The 19,299-nt window shown below is 64.4% G+C and carries 16 protein-coding genes; 5 read left to right on the forward strand and 11 right to left on the reverse strand.

Annotated features, from left to right (window positions below):
* Positions 1 to 3: 3 nt before the first annotated feature.
* From ACOOHB_RS09380 to ACOOHB_RS09405, 6 genes are all read right to left on the reverse strand, one after another.
* Positions 4 to 852: a phosphoadenosine phosphosulfate reductase family protein gene (locus tag ACOOHB_RS09380; RefSeq protein WP_420444519.1), complete on the reverse strand. Its 849-nt coding sequence runs from the start codon at positions 850 to 852 to the stop codon at positions 4 to 6.
* Positions 845 to 4,429, reverse strand: coding sequence for a hypothetical protein (locus ACOOHB_RS09385; protein WP_420444520.1), 3,585 nt, complete (start codon positions 4,427 to 4,429; stop codon positions 845 to 847). Before ACOOHB_RS09385 ends, ACOOHB_RS09380 begins: the two co-directional genes overlap by 8 nt.
* Positions 4,426 to 5,502, reverse strand: coding sequence for a DUF4007 family protein (locus ACOOHB_RS09390; protein ID WP_420444521.1), 1,077 nt, complete (start codon positions 5,500 to 5,502; stop codon positions 4,426 to 4,428). The genes ACOOHB_RS09385 and ACOOHB_RS09390 overlap by 4 nt, the downstream gene beginning before the upstream one ends.
* A 1-nt stretch (position 5,503) precedes the next feature.
* On the reverse strand, positions 5,504 to 6,682 hold the full coding sequence (locus ACOOHB_RS09395; RefSeq protein ID WP_420444522.1) for a cysteine desulfurase family protein: 1,179 nt from the start codon (positions 6,680 to 6,682) through the stop codon (positions 5,504 to 5,506).
* 152 nt (positions 6,683 to 6,834) lie between these two features.
* Positions 6,835 to 8,196, reverse strand: coding sequence for a hypothetical protein (locus tag ACOOHB_RS09400; protein ID WP_420444523.1), 1,362 nt, complete (start codon positions 8,194 to 8,196; stop codon positions 6,835 to 6,837).
* A gap of 100 nt (positions 8,197 to 8,296) precedes the next feature.
* Complete coding sequence (locus ACOOHB_RS09405; protein ID WP_420444524.1) at positions 8,297 to 8,734, reverse strand: nucleotidyltransferase family protein; 438 nt, start codon at positions 8,732 to 8,734, stop codon at positions 8,297 to 8,299.
* Positions 8,735 to 9,070: 336 nt separating this feature from the next.
* On the opposite strand from ACOOHB_RS09405, the gene ACOOHB_RS09410 reads away from it, so the two are divergent.
* The 3 genes from ACOOHB_RS09410 to ACOOHB_RS09420 all read left to right on the forward strand — a co-directional run bounded on the left by ACOOHB_RS09410 (position 9,071) and on the right by ACOOHB_RS09420 (position 12,507).
* A complete protein-coding gene (locus ACOOHB_RS09410) occupies positions 9,071 to 10,465 on the forward strand; it encodes an RNA-binding domain-containing protein (RefSeq protein ID WP_420444525.1) in 1,395 nt (464 codons plus the stop codon).
* A 321-nt stretch (positions 10,466 to 10,786) separates the two neighbouring features.
* Positions 10,787 to 11,257 carry a phosphoribosyltransferase gene (locus tag ACOOHB_RS09415; protein ID WP_420444694.1) on the forward strand — a complete coding sequence of 157 codons (471 nt, stop codon included), beginning with the start codon at positions 10,787 to 10,789 and terminating at the stop codon, positions 11,255 to 11,257.
* A gap of 83 nt (positions 11,258 to 11,340) precedes the next feature.
* Positions 11,341 to 12,507, forward strand: a complete 1,167-nt coding sequence (locus ACOOHB_RS09420; protein ID WP_420444526.1) for an MFS transporter — start codon at positions 11,341 to 11,343, stop codon at positions 12,505 to 12,507.
* A gap of 33 nt (positions 12,508 to 12,540) precedes the next feature.
* On the opposite strand, the gene ACOOHB_RS09425 is transcribed toward ACOOHB_RS09420, so the two are convergent.
* The 3 genes from ACOOHB_RS09425 to ACOOHB_RS09435 form a co-directional block, all read right to left on the reverse strand.
* Entirely contained in the window at positions 12,541 to 13,449 is a 909-nt protein-coding gene (locus tag ACOOHB_RS09425) for a cation diffusion facilitator family transporter (protein ID WP_420444695.1), read from the reverse strand.
* 108 nt (positions 13,450 to 13,557) lie between these two features.
* Positions 13,558 to 14,067 (reverse strand): Fur family transcriptional regulator, encoded by a 510-nt coding sequence (locus tag ACOOHB_RS09430; protein WP_420444527.1) that lies wholly within the window; start codon positions 14,065 to 14,067, stop codon positions 13,558 to 13,560.
* A 77-nt stretch (positions 14,068 to 14,144) separates the two neighbouring features.
* A complete protein-coding gene (locus ACOOHB_RS09435) occupies positions 14,145 to 14,993 on the reverse strand; it encodes a metal ABC transporter ATP-binding protein (RefSeq protein WP_420444528.1) in 849 nt (282 codons plus the stop codon).
* Positions 14,994 to 15,072: 79 nt separating this feature from the next.
* On the opposite strand from ACOOHB_RS09435, the gene ACOOHB_RS09440 reads away from it, so the two are divergent.
* Positions 15,073 to 16,212 carry a metal ABC transporter substrate-binding protein gene (locus ACOOHB_RS09440; protein WP_420444529.1) on the forward strand — a complete coding sequence of 380 codons (1,140 nt, stop codon included), beginning with the start codon at positions 15,073 to 15,075 and terminating at the stop codon, positions 16,210 to 16,212.
* A 1-nt stretch (position 16,213) separates the two neighbouring features.
* Entirely contained in the window at positions 16,214 to 17,125 is a 912-nt protein-coding gene (locus tag ACOOHB_RS09445; RefSeq protein ID WP_420444530.1) for a metal ABC transporter permease, read from the forward strand.
* A gap of 18 nt (positions 17,126 to 17,143) precedes the next feature.
* Here ACOOHB_RS09445 and ACOOHB_RS09450 read toward each other — a convergent pair whose 3' ends face one another.
* Together ACOOHB_RS09450 and ACOOHB_RS09455 are read right to left on the reverse strand one after the other, a co-directional pair.
* The gene (locus ACOOHB_RS09450) at positions 17,144 to 18,028 is read right to left on the reverse strand and encodes an SDR family NAD(P)-dependent oxidoreductase (RefSeq protein ID WP_420444531.1); all 885 of its coding nucleotides are present in this window, start codon (positions 18,026 to 18,028) and stop codon (positions 17,144 to 17,146) included.
* A gap of 84 nt (positions 18,029 to 18,112) precedes the next feature.
* Positions 18,113 to 19,249 carry a nitronate monooxygenase gene (locus ACOOHB_RS09455; RefSeq protein WP_420444532.1) on the reverse strand — a complete coding sequence of 379 codons (1,137 nt, stop codon included), beginning with the start codon at positions 19,247 to 19,249 and terminating at the stop codon, positions 18,113 to 18,115.
* Positions 19,250 to 19,299 lie beyond the last annotated feature (50 nt).

The following is a 19,299-nucleotide window of genomic DNA, read 5'->3' on the forward strand; positions in this document are numbered from 1 at the left end:
CTGCTACAACGCACAAACGGTGCAGGCCAAAGCGTCGTCGTCTGTGTCGAGGACCTCGGAGAGAGCTTCGAGGACGGGTATCGCAGTGCGTGCTTGGCGAATGCGGTGCATTGCGGCCTCGTGTTTGTCGAGGATTTCCTGGCTGCGGGACCGTAGTTGGACGAGCGTCTCGCCGCCGCTCCAGGTGTACTGACGACCGGTCATCGCGCGTTCGCTGAAGTCGGCGTCGCCGTCGACGCCGGCATCGAGCAGCACCTTCTGCTCGATCGCGATCGCCCTCTCGTAGAGCTCGGGATGACGTTCTGCGAGGCCTACCCATTCCGCCTTGCGCTGGTAGAAGCAGAAGTAGCAGCCGGAACGCGTACGCCATTCGTAGTAGTCCGGTAATCCGATCCCTGCGTCGTCGAGGATCTTCATGACACCGTCGTGATCGATGCCGTCCTCGACAAACGGCAAGCGGCTCTCGATGTTCGGCTTCGTCGAGATGTAGCCCTTGCGGTTCGCCTCGTCGGCCCGGATCGCCACGTACGAGATAGCGGGTTCGTCGCCGATCCACGCTTCGATCGGCTTGATCTTCATCACCTTTGTGCACCAGCGCATCTGCGGTGATGGCAGTGCTCCGCGGAACACCTCGAACCAGTGGTCGAAACCACGCTCGGAGTTCAGGCGAGCGATCGGCTTGCCGAGGATGACCTCGAGACGCGTGAGGAACTCGTACGTCTCGGGCAGCTCGGCGCCCGTATCGCAGAAGAAGTACTCCATCTCCGGCACTCGGTCTCGCAGGTAGAGCGCTAGAGCGCTCGAATCCTTGCCGCCCGAGATGCCGCAGATGTGCCGTGCTTGCTCACCCATGACCAACCGCCTTCGGGAGCATAGATCCATGAGCAAGGCTGATGTCGCTTAGTTTCGTCTGATCAAGAAGCTGCATGCCCAACTCCGCGAGTACTACGTGGTGCGCCCGTTGACGGGAACCAACTCTCGATGAGAGCGAGTCGAGCAGCCGATTGACCGCGTCCTTGACGAACTCGTGCTCGTCGTGCGCGATGTCGACGAGCCGCACAGCCTCGCTGCCAGACACATGCGTGACCGTCATGCGCAGCGCGTCGAATGCTGCGCCGCTGACAGCTCGCTGATCAGCGTGCAGCGCCCGCAAACGGTTGAACGCAGCAAGGCGATGCGGCAGCTCCCCTCGGACCTTGGCGAGGTCGTCGTCGTTCCACTCAGTCGGTGCCTTCTTTGCAAGCACCGTCGCGACTGACGCCATCCAGTCGTGATCGTCGTCGTACACGTCGTTGGACAACGCCAAGACGAACGCTCGCATGTCGCGGTCGAGCACCTCGTCCACGAGACCTGCGGCCGGGCCGCTGACGGCCAAGCGCGTTCGCTCACCAGCAGCGGCCAACAGTTCATCGTGCAATTCGCCGATCATGATGCGACAACGAGACGTCAGCTCGTCGATGCGACGGGCAAGGTCGTCGGCGAATGACGAGTAGATCCTGGCGGATTGGTCGGAGAGCGCGGCCGCCGCAGAAGCCCCAGGCGCGATTGGTTTGTAGCCAAGAGCGTCCGGCAAGAGCTCAAAGAGCAACACATCGGGTTCCGTCGCCTCGTTCAAGGCATCGCGAATCGCAAGTGCTTCAGCCGACAGGTGTGACGTACGGCGCGTCCATTGCTCCAAGCGGCGCATCCGGCTGGCCAAGTACAGCGTGACGGCGAGCACATTGCCAACTCGACGGCCGTCGAGACTCGCGTCGACTCCGAAGCGCTCGGCGAGTGCGTTCAGCCCATCGTGACGACGGCCAGCGACATTTGCGAAGTGCTTGACCTCAAAGTGCTCCGGGTTGCGCACCATGCGCTCCGAAAGGGCAGGCGACAAGCCGAGTTGGAACGTGCCGTGCTCGTAGATCGCCATCCGGTCCGCTCTTGCTAGCAACGCCGCCGTGACAATCACCGGGATGACGCCGGCCTTGACGCCGTAAGAGGGCGAAGCCAGCGTCATGTACAAGTCCCGAACATTGAGTCGCGTGGTCTTCGCTAACTCAAATGCGGCTTCGATCGCCTCCCAAGCCGGGATAAGCCGCAATCGCTCGATCTGTTGGCTGCTATCGGATGCCCTGCTGCTGCGGCGTATACGTGGTTTGCCGAAGATCGGATCGCCGCCGGCCTTCTCGGGGCGATGTAGTCCGGCGTGCTTCAGCGCCGCTTCGTACATGGCGACCTCGGGTCCGTAGCCCTTGAGACCGAGCCGGTACTGAGTGTTGTTCTCGATCATGGCCTCCAGCAAAATCTTGCGGGCCTTGGCGCCTTGCGAGGTCAGATCGGAGCGGCTCAGCATCTCGTTGGGTACCCGCGGCGCATCTGGATACGCGAGATCCGCTGCCTCCGAGAGCGGCGCACTCCCCCGTCCTGTCCGTAGCACGACGCCAGCCTTGTCATCAAGAAGCATCCATCGACAGGTGCCGGTGTTGAAGGCTGACGACACCGCCGCTTCAAGATGCATCCGCGCCACGGCGAGCCGTTCACCGACTTCGCGTCGAGCGACCCAATCAGCTTCAACCTGCGGTGCCGAGAGCACGTCGTTCAACGCAGCTACCTCGCGCGCGGCGCGATCTAGCTCTGCAATTTCCTTCGGCACTGCCACGACCACTGGTTTCGATCGCAACCGCCACGCCCGGTCTGACGTATGCCGTACATGGTCAGACGCACGAAGCGCTTCCTCGGAGAGCGTCGGAACCCTCCCGTCCGGATTCGCGACGAGCAGTAGCTCACCGTCTATTGGATCGAGCGCACTGGGCGGTACGACATTCTCGTCACCGTGTACAAATCGACGCCTGAACAATCGCACGACATCGTTCTGCGCGCTGTGCCGGGCAGCGATAATCGGATCGAGTTCAGAGACAGCGTCCAGCACTTTGTACAACGGCCGATCAGCGATCCGATCGTGTGCCGCCTCCGCTAGCTCGGAGATGTTGACGTCGGTTCCGTGCCAGATGCGGTACTCGTCCGCGAACGCACGGTGCGTCACTAGGCCGCGTTGTTCGAGGCCAGCGAGAACCGAATTCGACTCAGACTCGACGAGCTCTAGGACAGGTGCACTGGCCCTCACTGCACCGGACGCAGAGACAAGGTTCAGCAGTGCCACCGTCTTGGCCACACGCTGCTCCGCGGGCGAGAGCCCATTGGCATCCCGCAGCCGACTTGCGATCTCGGTCCATCTGCCTGAGCGGCCAACGGCGCTGACGCCGGCGCCACCCGTAGCCATGAAGTAGTCGTAGACAGCTTCGGGACCGACCGAAGGCACTTCATTGGCGCGATCAAACTCGATGTCCGCTGCGAGCGAAGCGACTGTGCCCGCCTCGCTGCCAGCCAAGAAGGAGAACAGCGTCCGCTCGTGCTGGCCGAATCGGTTGCACAATTCGGGAAGCACGAGTGTCGAGACGGGATGCAGCGGCCAACAAGCCGCAATCGTGTCTGGGTTGCTGAGGTCGGTGATGCCTGCCGACGCGAGCGACTTCGCATGCCGCAGGGCCCACTCGTCAATGCGCTTTCGCAGCTGGTCGTCACCTACTCCGAATGCCTGGGCAATCAGTGCTCGTGTCTGGGCCGCGGATTCCGTGAATGCGATATCGACAAATCGGCCCTGCACCTTGGCCCAATCGCGACGGAGACGGTCATCGACATCGGCGAGGTACTCCTCGAACGCCATGTGTTGCAGCGTGACCACGAAGATCGGCAATCCAGCGCCTTGACCGGCTTCAGCCAGCCGTTGCAAGAGATAGGTATCGCTGGACTCGTCGTGACTGGCAGCCTCGAGGTTCTTGCCGAATTCATCGATGACGATGAGCAACGGCGCCCGAGACGCCATACAGCGTGCGATTTCCACGAGCTCGCTTACCGACGGGTCCACTGGATCCTGAGCGCGATTGACACGCCGCTGTGCCAACTTGAGCAAGGACGAAGCGGCGAACTCTGCCGAGCCGGGAACCTTGCCATGGCGCCGAACAACTGCACGATGCAGGCCGCGCAGCACGGTTCGTGCTACAGGTTCTCGGTCGGCGGTGACTAACGCTCTATAGAAGCCGTGGTTTCGACTCTGGTGCCGCGAGAGCGCTCGAAGGAGTTCGTCGGCGGCCGAGGGCGATGCGTCTGAAACCTTGCGGAGCGCACATTCACGCGCTGTACCGCCAGGTCCGAATGCTGCATCGAGGAGCAAGCCCAGCGACGACTTACCGGAGCCGTACGGACCCGTGATCGACCATGCACCGCCAGCGGGCCCCATGGCGGAAGCCGATACGCGTTCAACCACATCGAGTGCCCGGGCAGTCACGACGTACCCGTCGAGCGGCTCGGCACTGTCAGCGTCGCGTTCGAAGTTCGCAGACCGGGCGAATTGACTTCGCACCGACAGCACGTCAGCCAGCGTCGTCACCGTCCAAGCCCCCCATCGAGTTGTACCTGCAGCGCATGCAACCGAGTCAGGACATCCTCCGGTGCGTCATTTTCCTCGGATTCGTCTCCGCCTCCCACCGATTCGTCGCCCAGCGGCCCAGCAATTGGTGCAGGGGGTGCGACGCCGTAGTGCTGCGACAACAACTCGGCCGCAACCAATGCAGCGTCGCCCTTCCACGAGAGCTGGGGAACCCCTGTCGGTGTCGTGAAGTCCAACGAATCCGCGGCCTCAACTGCGGGGGTAAGCGCGGTGAACAGGTCGGAGGCACTCAGCTTGAACACACTCGCTGGCGAGCCGCGTTCCGCCACGATTCGTTCGAGAGTCACTGTCTGGCCAGCCAGGCGGGTGCGTGCGATCCAATCCAGCACGGCATGTGCCGCGACTGCAGGTGCCAGTGTCGGTTTCGAGCCCAGCTTGTACCGGTGTGCCCCGGTCGCTTCGGACCGACCGACCAGGCGCAATTCGCGCAACGGGCAGTCTGCGGCATCGTCCACAGATTCTCGGCCAGCGCGAGACGTCGGTCCATACGTGCGCATGAAGGCACTGAGGTCCTTCTCGACCGCGGACTCGCTCGGCGCCTTCCAATCCGGCACTGAACGCAGCTGCGTCATGACCGATCTGCCGAGGTCTTCCACCTCAAACTCCACCGCATTGAAATCGCAAAGCGCCAACCACCACACGGGCAATCGGCACGGCTGAGCGAGCAGGCGCCAGTGCAGCAGCCAAAGCGATGCCGGGTCCTCCATCCACGGATCCCAGCCGTCTTCGCCGAACAGCGCTTCGCCGAACCGAGTCGGCTTTACGATTGTTGGCTTGCGACCGGACCGGGCGTCGGGATCGGGCACCTCGGTGACAACCTTCGCTGCGAGGCCCCAGAAGCGGATCGAGCGAACCATATTCTTGCCCACGCCCAAGCGCACCGGAGCGTCTTCGCTCGCAAAGACGCGCGGGTCGCGGGTGGCCGCCACGAAAGCCTTTCGGAACCAGCCATAGCGAGGATGGAACGTCTCATGGCGTGCGAATATCGGCTCTGCGGCCTCGCTCAACTGCACGTCACGCTGCCTCTGTGGTCATGAGACGAACGTAACGAACGGCTGTGACAACGGTCCTGACAGCATCGGCAATCTCTCCGGCTGTCGTGAACCGCCCGAGGCTGAACCTCACCGACTCGAACGCCGCTTCACGCGACAGGCCCATCGCTGTCAGCACGGGCGAAGGTTCAATTGCGCCGGTGCTGCAGGCGCTGCCCGCGGAGGCTGCGACGGGGTCCATGTTCACCAGCACGGCATCCGCATCTGTTCCAACGAAGCGGAGGTTTGCGGTATTGGGAAGCCGGCGCTCCGTGTCGCCGTTCTGATCGACCGCGGGCAGATCGTCGATCAATGCCCGCACGAACTGATCTCGCAGAGCACCGACTCGCTCAGCCTCCCTCGACTGCTCGAGGGTTGCGATCTCTGCGGCGACACCCAGGCCGACAATGCCCGCGACATTCAGCGAACCTGACCGCAGCCCACGCTCGTGGCCACCACCCCACAGCGTCGGACGCAGGGCCGCCAATGCCTCGCGTGTACCCACAAGCGCACCCACGCCCGTCGGACCGCAGATCTTGTGGCCGCTGAGTGACACCAAATCGCATCCAAGCGCTGCCATGTCGAACGGCCGCCGACCCACCATCTGGGTGGCATCACAGTGGAACATCCCGCCAGCTCGATGAACAATTTGGGCAATTTCCTCGACCGGGTTGAGCACCCCCGTCTCGCTGTTCGCGGCCATGATCGACACCAGCACGTGGTGCCCTGTCGCTTCCAGCAGACCAGCCAGCGCGTCAACGTCGACGAAGCCGCCTAGCGTCACCGGAGCGGTACGGCTATTGCAGCGGCCAGTATCGGCGAGCGCCTCTGCTGTCCGGCTGACGGATGCATGCTCCACCGCCGAGACCACAAGCGTCGGCGCGGCATCGCGCTGAGGGGTCGGGCTCGGCGTCGCAAACCCACTGAGTGCGAGGTTGTTGGCCTCCGTTGCCCCTGCCGTAAAGACCACCCCGCTGGGTGGTCCGCCCACCAGCCTCGCCACGTGCTCACGAGCCTCACTGACCGCCGCAGCTTGGCGGCGGCCGAATCGGTGAGCTGACGATGCATTGCCGAGTCCATCGGTCATGGCCTTCGCCACGGCGTCCGCCACTCGCGGGTCGCAAGGCGCGGAGGCGTTGTAATCGAGATAGATCTCGTTCACTCAAGACCCCGGGGAGCTGGCGGCATCTGCCTTGTGGCGAGCGTAAGCCAAGCACCCTCGAAGGCCGGGGACCCCACGAATTTCACGGAGGCCGAGTGTTCGAGTCCCTCGGCCCGCCCTCACTCAACCGCTTCGGCGATTCGCCGGCGGAATCAAGCAAAATCGAAGATCGGCGGGAAGGCCACGACTATCACCGCAGCCCATGCGGCGTAGACGCCGAAGTGGACGGTCTGCCAGCGCACGATGTCCGCGAATGCTTGGCGTCGGCGCAACAACCGGGCATAGAGCCAGGTCGTGCCAGCCAAGTTGACCAACAGGATGAGGTTCATACCCAGAACTGCAGCCCGGTTGGGGCTCCAGCCGTATTGGGCGATTCGACCGATGATCACTACCAGGACCAGCAGGTCGGTGATGAGTGCAGCGCCGGCCAGCACCGTCTGCAAGATGTCGAATCCCCCGGGCGGGGCATCGGGGCGCCGTGCCGAGGCCGAATACAGGATGAGCGCCAGGACCAGAGCCACCAGCACGTTGAAGAAGAAGAGCACCTCGCGATCTCCATGGATGATCTGTCCACGAAACTGGGTGACCACGAGGAACACCAGCAGCATGGCTGCGAACAATGGCGTGAACAGACGGGACAGCACCGGCGCCACGCCCGACACCACGCCACCGCGTTCCTCGGCGAGCCAGGCCGCGACGACGACTGCGCCAGCCGCACCGCACGGCAAGAGCCACAAGCTCGCGAAGTCCGTGACGTCGACACCTATGGCCCAAAACGCCCAGACCGTGGCAGTGACAAAGACGCCTCCGCCAAAGGCGATCAGCACGTACCAGACAAACCACTCGCCGGTGAATCGCACGTAGCCCATCCGCCGCCGTGACGATCGCCATTCGCCGCCGGTGTACGCAACACCGACAACAAGCCACAGCAGCGCAAGCAGGTGCATCATCGCGAGGATGTCGGTGGAGCCACCCTCGTCGAACGGATATGAGTTGACGACTGCCGCCAGCGCTCCAAAGACCGCAGCGAGAGCGATAACCACCTGTACCGACGGTCGCCGCAGCCACAAGAACCAACCCGCTAACGCCGGCAACACCAGGAAGCCGATGTTGCGGCCGTAGAAGCTGCCTGTGTCGGAAGGGTCGGTCAGTCCGAAACCGAATGCCTCCGGCAGCCGGATCGCAATCGCCGCAACGCACGCGAACACCGCCATCACGACGAAGCCGCGACGGCCCTCGACGAGCGCGACCGCAGCGCCCGGCGCTTCAGGCACCGGTTCAGCGAGATCGCCGCTGGGCATGTCCCAAAGCCCCGCAAAATGCTCCCGTCCGAACGCCAGCACCGCCGGATCGTTCGCCGCCAAGCGTTTCACCGCGATCAGGAACGCCTCATCCTCGCTGAGCCCCGTAGCGCGCATCCGGACGGTCATCTCTTCCAGTTGCGATCGGACGCCTTCAAGTTCGGGAATCTCGAGATGTCCCGACGCGGTCTGCTCGCGTCCCCGCTCAGGCACGTTGGGCATCGTAAGGCACCGCTACGGGTCGACCGAGCGACAAACCTCGACAGCGAGGACGTGCTTCCAGCGCTGAGGGGCTGTCGGACTCAACGTCGGTTCACAGCTGCAGCGCCTCTGCCGCGACCGCCGCACGCTGCTCATCAGTCATCGCACCATCGGTGACCAGGTGAACCGGAGCGTGCAGCAGTTCTTCGAGTTCGGCTTGCATGTCGGCAATGTCGAAGAAGCCAATGCCTGGCGGCACCGAAACGAGAAGGTCGATGTCGCTCTGCGGACCGGCATCGCCGCGCGCGACCGAGCCGAAGAGGCGCACATTCGAGACACCCCAGCGGTGCAGCAGATTTACGATTCGATCGCGGTTTCGCAGGACGCGGTCAAGCATCGTCACCGGCGCCTCAGCAAGACTCTCTGCCAAGAACCGCTCCAGGCTCGCTTGAAGAACCGCGGTCACCGACGGTGCTGCGGACTGTGCTGCGATGAATCGGTCCAAGGCAGTCTCCAATTCGTCTGGAATCGTCACAGTTACGCGCCGCATGACATCAGGCTATCGACGCATGCAGGCGTAGATCATCACTTGATGCAATTGATGCTCACTATTCAGCGCCCCTTCGAAAAGAGGACAAAAGAACGGGAATAGTGTGCGACCTGACCGGTGTTAGCGCGAAACCGCAGGTCAGCGCGTTGTAGCGAACACTTGTAGGTCCCCCCAATTAGAAACGGAATAGAACGGGATGAGCGGGAGCGTCGGCTCGCACACGCGCCGACGGGGATCATCCGTGGACATTTGTGCGACCGACGAGCGCAGGCGGATACTCAGAGTACGCGACCATGTGCCGCGGACCGATCAGAGCCTCGGCGATACTGGCAGACGATGACGCCTGAAGAGATCGCGCGCCTCGTACAGCAAGGCGAATCTGAGACAGTCGAATTCAAGGCGACCACGGGACAAAAGCGCGAAGCGGCCAAGACGCTCTCGGCGATGCTCAACGGTCAAGGCGGCCGAGTGGTTTTCGGCATCAGCCCCAAGCACAAGATCACTGGGCAGCAAGTGGGCGAGGACACCCTCACCGACATCACCAACGCCTGCAACGACATTCATCCGCAGCACCCCCCATCGATTGATCGCATCCCCCTTCCCGACTGTGACGCACGTCAGATGATCATCGCGACCGTCCCTTCCGGCGCGAGCAAGCCCTACACCTATCGCGGCAGTCACTACATGCGGTCTGGGGCTGCGACAGTGGCCATGCCAGAAGAGACCCAACTGTCACTGGTGCTCGAACGCGCTCATGGTCTAGCCCGGTGGGAGCTCGAAGCCTCCGAGTGCGGCTTCGACCTCATCGACGAGCGTGAGGTGCACCAGTTTCGGGACGACGCCATCGAAGCTGGACGGGCAAGGTTCGACTCGGACGCCTCTGCCGCGGATGTACTGCGAGCGCTGAGCCTCCTCGACAAAGACGACCTGCCAAACCGGGGTGCCATCGCCCTTTTTGGGCGTGTCGATGCACTTGGCGGCAGATTCCCGACGCTCGGGTGCAGGCTCGTGGCAGTCGACGGCACTGAGCTCGCCGAGGAATTCCGAGACGATGCGCTCGTAGACGCCAACCTGTACGCCTCACTGCGCCGCGCACGAGCCTTTTGCGACGAGCATCTCCAGCGACGGGTTCGCATCGGCAGCAAGCAGCAAGCAGAGAGTGAATCGGAGATTCCCGGCGCGGCCGTGCGCGAAGCACTCGCGAACGCATTCGGTCATCGTGACTACGCAATCTCTGGATTGGTCCAAGTGCGCGTCTTCGTCGACCGACTCGAAGTGGTGTCACCGGGCCAGTTGCACTTCGGGCTCACCCCAGCCGACCTGTACATGCCCCACAGTTCGCATCCCTGGAATCCGAACATGCTCGCTTGCCTCTACAGGCGAGGCATCGTCGAGCAGCTTGGCTCTGGGACGCTGCGAATGGCGAGGTTGTGCGCAGCAGCAGGGCTCGGTCGTCCTGTCTTCACTGCAACCAGCGCGTCGGTGACCTGCAGCGTGCCTCGGCGAGGGCACTGGCTGGCACCTGACGGGACAAGCTTTTCGGTTTCCAGGCGGGAAGCAGCCGTGTTGACGGCTTTGGCCGAGGAGCCCGCTGCGCGGGGGAAACTTGCCGAGAGTCTGGGCATCAGCGTGACCGACGTGCGTGAAGTGCTCGTCCAGCTGCGAGATCTTGGCCTTGTTCGTGTTCTGGGGCATGGTCGAGGCGCGTATTGGGTGCTCGACAACTCCTAGCGACTGCCCGACACCCCCTCCAAAAGAATCGGAATAGTGGAAGCACCGGCGAACGGCAGTGTCAAACCGCAGGTCAGCGCATTGAAGCGAACACCCGTTGGTACCCCTAAAAGAACCGGAATAGAAGCGGAATAGTGATGGGATCGGCCAGGAAGGGTGCGAAACCGCAGGTCAGCGGGTTGTAGCGGCTACCCGACACCCCCTCGAAAAGAACCGGAATAGAACGGGAATAGTAGGGGGCGCTAGGTTGCGGGCGGCGTTGGCAGCAGCGGACTGGGAGGGCGCGTGAGCGAGGCGACGGACGCTGAAGAACGGGAAGTCATGGACTGGCGGCGCTACGGCGTGGCCGTGCGCGAGCTGGCGCAGATGATCGCTGACGACGGCTACCGGCCCGAGATGATCCTGGCTATTGCGCGGGGCGGGCTCTTCTGCGCGGGGTCGCTGGGCTACGTCCTGTCGGTCAAGAACATCTACGTCATGAACTGCGAGTACTACACCGGCGTCGACGAGCGTCTCGATTTGCCGATCATGCTGCCGCCCACGCCCGACCTCGTCGACCATCGCGACTCGGACATCCTCATCGCCGACGATGTCGCCGACACCGGCCACACGCTCAAGATGGTGTACGACTTCTGCCTGCCGCGGGTGCGCAGCGTCCGCACCGCCGTGCTGTACGAAAAGCCCTGGTCCACGGTCAACTGCGACTGGGTGTGGCGCCACACCGACCAGTGGATCAATTTCCCCTGGTCGACCGAGCCTCCGATCGTCTCTGACGAGCAGGCTCGAGCCTGAGCTCGACGCAACCGTCACCTGGCGCGTCGGCTGGCGCCGACCGCCCGCCAAGAAGTATCGGCGAACGCGAATTCATTCTCCTCATGGCGCTGGCGAGCGCCATGGCGGCGATCGCGATCGACACGCTGCTGCCCGCATTCGAGCAGATGCGGCCCGCCTTCGGGCTCGACGCTGATTCCACCCGCTTGTCGCTCACGCTCACGCTGTTCTTCGCGGGCATGGCGGTGGGCACTCTCTTCTATGGCCCGCTGGCCGACGCCATCGGTCGCAAGCCGCTGCTGTTCTTCAGCTTGGGCCTCTATGCCGCGGCCGCCGTGGTGGGAGCACTGGCGCCATCGCTGGAGGTGCTGCTGGCCAGCCGCTTCGTGTGGGGCTTTGCCGCCGCCGGCCCGCGCACGCTCACCCAGGCCATCGTGCGAGATCGCTTCAGCGGCACCGCTATGGCCCGGGCGATGACGCTCATCCAGACCGTGTTCTTCCTGGGGCCGATCCTTGCCCCGATTCTCGGCAAGGGCCTCGTGGCGCTGGGGTCGTGGCGCTACACCTTGCTCTTCGGCGCAGTGAGCGCAGGTGTGCTCGCGCTGTGGTCGCTGCGGCTGCCCGAAACGCTCACCGACGAGAACCGCAGGCCGCTGAGCTTCGCCACCACGCTCGCCGGATTCGGCAGCGTGATCGCAAACCGAACGACCCTCGGGTACACGCTGGCGGTCACATTCGGATTCGGTGCGCTCTTCTCGTTCCTGGCCAGCTCAGAACTGATCTTCGTCGACGTCTATGACCGGCCGAGCTGGTTCGTTCCCTACTTCTCCACGATGAGCGCCATTGCCGCGGGCGTGTCGATCGCCAACAACCAGATGCTGCGCCGCGTCGAAGCGCGACCGCTTGCGCTCATTGCCGGCGTCGCCTTCGTGGTGACATCGGGTGCATTACTGGCGGTGACTGCGGCAGCCGGCGGGCTACCTTCGATCTGGGTCTGGATGCTGCTGTTCAGCCTGGTGAACGCTTCGATGATCGGGTTCGCCCCCATCGCCATCAGCCTGGCGCTCGAACCGATGGGCGCGATGGCGGGCACGGCTGCTGCGGTCGTGGGCTTCTGCTCGACCGGGGTGGGCGCTTTGCTCGCCGCGATCACCGATCGAGCGATCGCTGGCGACGTGATGCCGATCGGCGTGAGCTACTTCGTCTACGGCGTGCTCGCCCTTGCCTGCCAGCTGTGGGCACGGCGCGCAACGGGGCTCGGCCGCCTCTGACCTCGGGTGCAGCCCGCTGGAGCCAGCGGCCAACTAGGTGCCTTGGCGGGAGCTGTCACGATCCAGGTGGTGGTCTTCGGTGCAGTCGGCCTCGGAGCGCTCGAGCTGCAACGTGAGATGCGAGATGCCGTGCCGATCCTTCGCAATCGCCCTGAGATCGCTGAGCAACCTGTCGGCATCGGCGCCGAGTTCGGGATCGGTGACCACATGGGCGCTCATCTGCACGTAGCCCGACGTCACCATGCGCACGTGGATGTCATGCATCACCGTCACACCCGCCACTTCCTCCATGTCCGAGCAGAGCGCATCCATGTCGAGACCAGAGGGCACGCCGTCGATCAGCACCTCGAACACCGACGTAGCGAGCTTCCACGAGCTGATCACCACGAGCACCACGATCACAATGCTCAGCGCGGGGTCGACCCACCACCAGCCGGTCAGCAGGATGATCGCTGCCGACACGATCACAGCGACTGAAACCAAGAGGTCGGCGAGCACGTGGCGGAACGCCGCCTCCATGTTGAGGCTGCGGGTCGATCCGGAGCGCAACAGCAGGGCCGCTACGGCATTGATGACGAGCGCGATGCCGCCGATCACCAGCACCCAGCCCGCTGCGATCTCAACAGGGTTGCCCCGAAGACCGTCCAGGAAACGCAGTGCCGCCTTCCAGCCGATCCACACAGCCACCGCCCACAGCGCAACTGCGTTAACCGCCGCCGCCAGCACTTCGGCACGCTCCAAGCCGAAGGTGCGCTTGACCGAGGCCGGCTGGCGTGCCGCCCAGGAGGCCAGCAGGGCCAGTCCGATGGCAGCGCTGTCGGTAAAGGCGTGTCCGGCGTCGGCAAGCAGCGCCAAGCTCCCCGACAGTGCGGCGCCGACAATCTCGAACCCCGCAATGGCGAGCGTCAGCGCAAACGCCACCGTCAGTCGGCGACGGGACACTTCGCGCAAGTCGTGTTGATGCTGCTGAGAGATGCGTTTCAGCCTATGACAGGAGTGCTGAATTGCCGGGCACGGGCCTGGTTGTGACGCAGTGCGGTGGGTTCAGCCTCAGCGGTCAGATTCGCAGTCGCCACACCGTCCATAGAGGTCCAGGTTGTGACGCACTGGCGTAAAGCCTGATTCGTGCGCGGCGGCAGCGAGCGCATCGTCGATGCGGGCCTCGGTCTCACTGTCCAGTTCGATGTCGGAGATCGCTCCACAGCTCACGCAGATCAGGTGATGGTGATGGCCCAGCAGTGATTCGGCCAGCTCGAAGTAGGCACGCTCGCCTCCGGTCTCGAGGCGCTGCACCACCCCGCATCGCTCGAGAGCCTCCAGATTTCGATACGCCGTGCTGCGGGCCAGATCGGGTGCCATCGACTCGATGTCGGGGAGCCGAACCGGCCTGGCCGCACGCGCCAGTGCTTCCACCAGTCGCCGCCGGCCGTCGGTGTAGCGCTGATCGGCTTCTCGCAGTCGCGACGCCACACTGTCGTGCAACTCGCCGAGATCCCTCGACCACGTGTCGGCTTCATTGGGCTGCTTGGTCACGGCCGCTTTCGCGGACTGCTCTGTCACGGCCGCGTCCGCGGACTGCTTCACTACGGCCGCGTCCGCGGACTGCTTCACTACGGCCGCGTCCGCGGACTGCTTCACTACGGCCGCGTCCGCGGCCCGAGCGACCACACCGCTTCTCCAGCGATCTGGCTCGCGCGGCCGAAGTCGGCGTCGCGGGCGTGCCCGGGCTCCTCCAGAACGAGCAGCGACGACATGTCATCGCCCTCGCCGAATTCCAGCCGGGTCACTGCGTTGGCACCGAACGCGGCGGCCATGTTCTCTTCGTTGAGCACCTGTTCGGGCGTGCCGTCTGCGAGCACAGCGCCCTTGAGCAGCACGATCCGTTCGCACAAACGGGCCTCGCTGAGGTGATGCGTCGAGAGCACCACCAGCTTGTTGCGCATCCGCTCGGCATCGACGACTTCAAGGACAATGTCCTGGCTCGGGATGTCGAGGCCCGTGATGGGTTCGTCAAGCAGCAAGCAGTCCGATTGAGATGCCAGGGCAGACGCAATCAGGACGCGCTGGCGCTGCCCACCCGAGAGCTGACCGAACGACCTCCTCCGCAGATCTGCCACCTTCAATCGCTCGGCTGCCACGTCCATCGCATCACAATCGACCTTGCGCATACGGCCGAGCAGACCCCGTTCGCGGAATCGCCCGATCATCAGCACCTCATTCACCGTCATGGGCATGAACGCGTGTGGGCTGTGGTGCTGGCTGACGTAGCCGACCGTGATCTCATAGTCCTTGCGAATGGCGCCTGAGGTCGGTGCAAGCAGGCCACCGAGCAGCCGCAGCAGCGTCGTCTTGCCCGAGCCGTTCGAGCCCATCAGGGCCACCGCAGCGCCCGAATCGAACCTCATCGAGTCGATGCCGAGGACCTGCCGGTTGCCGAAGGACACCTTGACGTCATTGAGCGTGAACATCGCAGCGTCGTACCTCACTCATCATCTGCTCGCCCATCCGGTCACCGGATTGAAGATGAGAATGAGTCTCACTATAGTCACGGCGGTGCAGCGGTCCATGAGTGCTTCCATGCGTCCCCGCGAGCAGGTGTCGCCTCCGCTTCGCTCCAGTGGCTCTGGCCGCCGTCGACGGCGCCAGGCCACCCGTTTCGCGGTGCTGATCTGTTCTGGAGCCCTGCTTGTCGCTGCGTGCGCGGGCGACGATGCGACTGGTTCCGGCGCCGATGCTGGCACTGATTCGGGCACTGGCTCCGGCGTTGATTCCGGCGCTGATTCCGGCGTCCCCACGGTGGTGACGTCCATGAGCATCTGGGCCGATGTCGTGGAGAACGTCACCTGCAACGGCCTCGTTCAGGTCGAATCTCTCGCGCCGCCCGGCGTCGATACACACACATACGAACCGTCGCTGCGAGATCGCGCCAAGATGGATGATGCGAGCATCATCGTGGTCAACGGTCAGGGGCTCGAAGCCACGCTCGAGGACACCCTTGATGTCGTAGCCGCAGACGGAACGCCCGTGTTCGTCATCGGCGACCACATCGATCTTCTCACTGCCGCCGACAGCGAAGATGACCAGGCCGACGATCGCCCCGACGACGAATCAGACGAGCACGCCGATGCGGCGGACGCTCACGGCCACGACCACGAAGGCGGTGCCGACCCGCACATCTGGTTCGATCCCGTGCGGATCTCGGGCACCCTCGATGAGCTCGCCGACACCATCGCTGAGGCAACTGGGCTGCCTGAAGCCGAACTTGCGGCCTGCACGCAGGATTACAAGGACGCATTGCACGACGCCCACACCGACATCGTCGATCTCGTCGAGAGTCTGGCGCCCGAACAGCGCGTGCTGGTCACCAACCACGACTCGCTCCGCTATTTCGCCGACAGGTACGGCTTCCGGGTAGTGGGCACCGTGATTCCGGCCGCGACCACAGCAGCGCAAGCCAGCATCGCTCGTCTTGAAGAGCTGGCGCACGTCATCGATCACGAAGGCGTCGTGGCCATCTTCGGCGATACAACTCATGCGTCGGCCACGCTTGAGGAATTGGCTTCACAGGCCGGCGTCGCGGTGGTGAGCTTGAACACCGACAGCCTCGGACCCGCCCGCAGCGCGCACAGCACCTACATCGGATTGCTGACGACCAACGCCGAAGTCATCGTCGCTGCACTGCAGTCGGGCGGCAAAGAGCAGTGATGTGGAATTCCTGACCGACCCGATCGCCTGGTGGATCGACCCATTTGTCGACAACATCTTCATGCGCAACGCGCTGTGGGCGGCGTTGCTCGCGGTGCTCACGACCTCGGTCGTCGGCACCTGGGTCGTGCTGCGCGGCATGACATTCCTGGGCGATGCCTTCGCACATGGGGTGCTGCCCGGCATCGCGCTCGCGTACATCATCGGTTTCAGCACCACCATCGGGGCGCTGGGTGCCGCGCTGCTGATCGTGGGCGGCATTCACCTGATCCGCAGTTTCTCGCCACTGTCGGAGGAAACCTCGATCGGGGTGCTGTTCGTGGGCTTCCTGGCACTCGCGGTGGTGATCATGTCCTCCGGCGCCGGCGCCTACTCGGGCGATCTCACACGATTTCTCTTCGGCTCGATTACCGGAATCGACAACGACGATCTTCGCCGTCAGGCCATTGCTGCGGCAATCTCCGTCGGCACCGCTGTGCTCCTGCATCGGGCGCTGTTTGTGGCGACCTTTGACGAGGCGCAGGCGCAACTCGCAGGGATGCGGCCGAAGCTGGCGCATGCAGCGCTGTTGACGCTGCTGGCGGTGGCCATCGTGTCGTCATTCGAGGCCGTCGGCAGTTTGCTCGTCTTCGCCTTCCTGGTGGCCCCGGCGGCGACAGCGAGCCTGCTGGTGCGACGTGTGCCACGCATCATGATGACCGCCGTCGGGCTCGGCGCTGTTGCGGCCTTGGTCGGCTTGCTGGTCAGCTACCACCACGACACGGCTGCGGGAGCCACGATGGCGCTCGCAACTGTCGTGATGCTGCTGGCGACTCTGCTTGTGACGGGCGTCATCAGGTCGCTGCGCCGCCCCCCGAGCAGCGACGAATCCCAAGACGCGCAGGACGAGCCTGCACACAACCACTCGGCTTGAGCAGCGCTGAGATCGGCGCTATTGCTCTGCGTCGGTGAAGCTCGCCCGCACGGTCGGGTTCTCGAGGTTGGCGAGCTGCTGATTGCGGTGATTGACGTCGGCGAGCAGCTCAGGATGGGACAGCACCCAGAAGCGTCGCTCGTACATCGCCTCGATCACCTTGGCAGCAACCTCGGAGGGGTCCATTCCCCGTTCCAGCGCCGCCGCGATGTTGGCGTTGCGCCGGCGGGCGTCGGCGGTCTCGGTGCGAGCCTCGCCCGCGGGACGCTCCCGCCGCTGCCGGCGCAGCTCTTCAGGGCGGTTCCGCTGCGCGGTCGCGATGTTGGTGCGCACCACGCCAGGGCACAGCACCGACACCCCCACGTCCGCGTTGCGGTCACGCTGCATTTCGAGGTGCAGCGTCTCCATGATCGCCACCACGCCGTACTTGGCTGCGTTGTAGGGGCCGAGCCCCGGCACCGACATGAGTCCCGCCACCGAGGCGGTGCTCACGATGTGCGACTCGGGAGCCTCGATGAGATGCGGCAGGAAGTGATGGACCCCGTGGATCACGCCCCACAGGCACACGTCCACCACCCACTTCCAGTCGACGAGCTGCTGATTGCGGATCAGCCCTCCCCCGCCGACACCAGCGTTGTTGCACACCATGTGCACGGCGCCGAAGCGGTCGATGGTCGCCTGCGCAAGTGCCCCCACCGAGTCGGCATCGGTCACGTCGGTGATGACACCGAGCGCCTCCACACCGTGGGCCGCGACCTCGGCTTCGGCTGCCCGCAGCGGGCCCTCTTCGATATCGGCCAGCACCACGTTGGCGCCCTCGCCGGCAAAGCCCAGCGCCAGCGCCTTGCCGATTCCCGACGCCGCGCCCGTCACCACCGCGACGCGTCCCTGCATGGTCTCCATGGCTGTGCCCCCCTCTGCGAGCCGTGTATGGCCAGCCCGAACAGTACGGGCTGCGATGTCCGCAGCGCCGAGACGAAGTACGAGCTAGGAGTTGAGCTGGTCGAAGCGGTCCATCACGTCGAGATACTCGCTGATCATCTCTTCCACGACCCTCGTGGCCGAGATCGACTCGTTCAGCTGCCCGACTACCTGGCCGACGAAGTAGTTGGCCAGCTCGACTGCGCCCTTGTTGGACGGGTTCATCGCAGCCCGGTCGATACGGCGGCTGGCTGCGCCGATGAGCATCGGCTGCAGCGGCATGGGCAGCGTCCCCGGTGAGTTCTCGCTTTCCCATTCGTCGGTCCACGCTGAGCGAAGCTGGCGAGCCGGCTTGCCAGTGCGCGAACGTGACCGCAGCGTGTCCGACGAGCCGGCGGCCAGGAACTTCTCCTTCACGACCGGGTGCGTCTCGGCTTCCTGAGTGGTGAGCCACACCGAACCGCACCACACGCCTTGCGCGCCGAGCGCCAGCGCTGCCGCGACCTGGCGACCGTTGCCGATGCCGCCTGCGGCCAGAACGGGCACCGGGGCAATGGCGTCGACCACCTCGGGCACCAGCACCATCGTGGCGATGTCGCCCGTGTGGCCGCCGGCCTCATGGCCTTGCGCGATGACGATGTCGACGCCTACGGCAACGTGCCGCTCAGCGTGGACCTTCTTGCCGGCTAGCGCTCCCACCAGCACGTCGTTGTCGTGCGCCCGCTGGATCATGTCGGGAGGCGGCGGGCCGAGCGCGTTCACTGCCAGCCGGATCGGGTACGAGAAGGCCACGTCCATGAGCGGGACGGCCTGCGCATAGGTCATCGGCGGCTCGGAGTCGCCAGCGATTGCGCCGGGCCGGTCGTCTGCGGGCAACGGCGGAACGTCGTAGCGCTCCATCATGTCGTCGAGGAACTGGCGGTGCTGCGGCGGGATCATCGCCTTGAGGTCCTTCACCGACAGCTCGCCCTCGGTCTTGCCTTCGTACTTGGCCGGGACGATGATGTCCACGCCGAAGGGCCGGCCGCCCACCTCGTCGACGATCCATCCCATGTCGATGTCGAGCTGCTCAGGCGTGTGGCCCGCTGCACCGAGCACGCCGAAGCCGCCCGCCTTGGTCACTGCCGCCACCACGTCCCGGCAATGGGTGAATGCGACGATCGGAACGTCGCAGCCCAGCGTCTCGCACAAAGGTGTCTTCATGCCCCGAAACTACCGGCCTGAGCCAGAACGCACCGAGCCAGGACGCGCGC

It is taken from the genome of Candidatus Poriferisodalis sp. (genome assembly GCF_965215815.1).
Taxonomy (GTDB): Bacteria; Actinomycetota; Acidimicrobiia; order Acidimicrobiales; family Poriferisodalaceae; genus Poriferisodalis.

Coding starts and splice junctions, on each gene's coding strand:
- ACOOHB_RS09380 (WP_420444519.1), bottom strand. CDS start 852: ATGGGTGAGCAAGCACGGCACATCTGCGGCATCTCGGGCGGCAAGGAT.
- ACOOHB_RS09405 (WP_420444524.1), bottom strand. CDS start 8,734: ATGCGGCGCGTAACTGTGACGATTCCAGACGAATTGGAGACTGCCTTG.
- ACOOHB_RS09410 (WP_420444525.1), top strand. CDS start 9,071: ATGACGCCTGAAGAGATCGCGCGCCTCGTACAGCAAGGCGAATCTGAG.
- ACOOHB_RS09415 (WP_420444694.1), top strand. CDS start 10,787: ATGGACTGGCGGCGCTACGGCGTGGCCGTGCGCGAGCTGGCGCAGATG.
- ACOOHB_RS09420 (WP_420444526.1), top strand. CDS start 11,341: ATGGCGCTGGCGAGCGCCATGGCGGCGATCGCGATCGACACGCTGCTG.
- ACOOHB_RS09440 (WP_420444529.1), top strand. CDS start 15,073: ATGAGTGCTTCCATGCGTCCCCGCGAGCAGGTGTCGCCTCCGCTTCGC.
- ACOOHB_RS09450 (WP_420444531.1), bottom strand. CDS start 18,028: ATGGAGACCATGCAGGGACGCGTCGCGGTGGTGACGGGCGCGGCGTCG.
- ACOOHB_RS09455 (WP_420444532.1), bottom strand. CDS start 19,249: ATGAAGACACCTTTGTGCGAGACGCTGGGCTGCGACGTTCCGATCGTC.